Below are 801 nucleotides of genomic sequence, written 5' to 3'. Positions count from 1 at the left end.
CCCAAAATCGACCAACATATGCAACAAGCCGCCCAAGAAATCGGACAGCGAGTTAATAAAGCACTGGATGAGTTAGCCGCGCAAAGAACAACAGAGATTATGAAAAATTTACATGCATTACATGACCCTGATATGGGCGCTGGCGGTTATGATAAGGTTACTCGTCTGGGCGATAAAAGAGTTAATGAATCTATAGGTCCGCAGTGGGCCAAAGCACCTATAGGAAGTAAAAAAGGGGATAAAACACGCGTAGAATTAATGGATGAGCAAGTTGAAAAAGCATTTAAAGAATATGGCCCAGATGCTAAGTTGAACATTCGACTTGAGCGCTGCCCGTTAAACAAAAAGTAAAGTAGAGAACCCATGATAGAGACGAATGATGACGATTTAGCCTTTTTTTTAAGCGAATTTGGCCAACCAACAACAATTATACCCGCGACTACCGCTGATATAGAGGCGTATCGAGGAAAGCTGCCTGACCAGCTACTTGAATACTGGCAAATACTTGGCTTCAGCGGTTTTGCCGATGGTTTATTTTGGCTGACAAATCCCGCGGATTATCAAGACATTCTTGACCGATTTTTAGAAGATACTCCGTTTGAGCAAGATGATATTTATTATGTTATTGCGCGCAATGCTTGGGGTGAACTTCAGATTTACGGCGAAAAAACAGGTGAATCCCTTGAAATCAGCCCGCACCTTAACTGGATAACAACAAGCGAAGGAAGCGAGCAAGATATTGCAGCTGGTAAGGCTAACCAAACCGCAAAAGATTTTATAGCGCTTCAAGACCCTGAGCGA

Annotated in this window: 2 protein-coding genes; both read left to right on the top strand. The window is 42.9% G+C overall.

The annotated features are described in order from the left end of the window. The coding region (locus CKO50_RS02985; protein WP_255229239.1) for a polymorphic toxin type 15 domain-containing protein at nucleotides 1–351 on the top strand (351 nt) is incomplete at its 5' end. Nucleotides 352–363: 12 nt separating this feature from the next. Further along, on the top strand, nucleotides 364–801 hold a 438-nt coding region (locus tag CKO50_RS02980), incomplete at its 3' end, for a GAD-like domain-containing protein (RefSeq protein ID WP_303621303.1).

Source organism: Pseudoalteromonas sp. HM-SA03 (assembly GCF_002289345.1).
In the GTDB taxonomy this organism is placed as follows: domain Bacteria; phylum Pseudomonadota; class Gammaproteobacteria; order Enterobacterales; family Alteromonadaceae; genus Pseudoalteromonas.
This window is presented reverse-complemented; position numbering and strand designations above follow the sequence as displayed.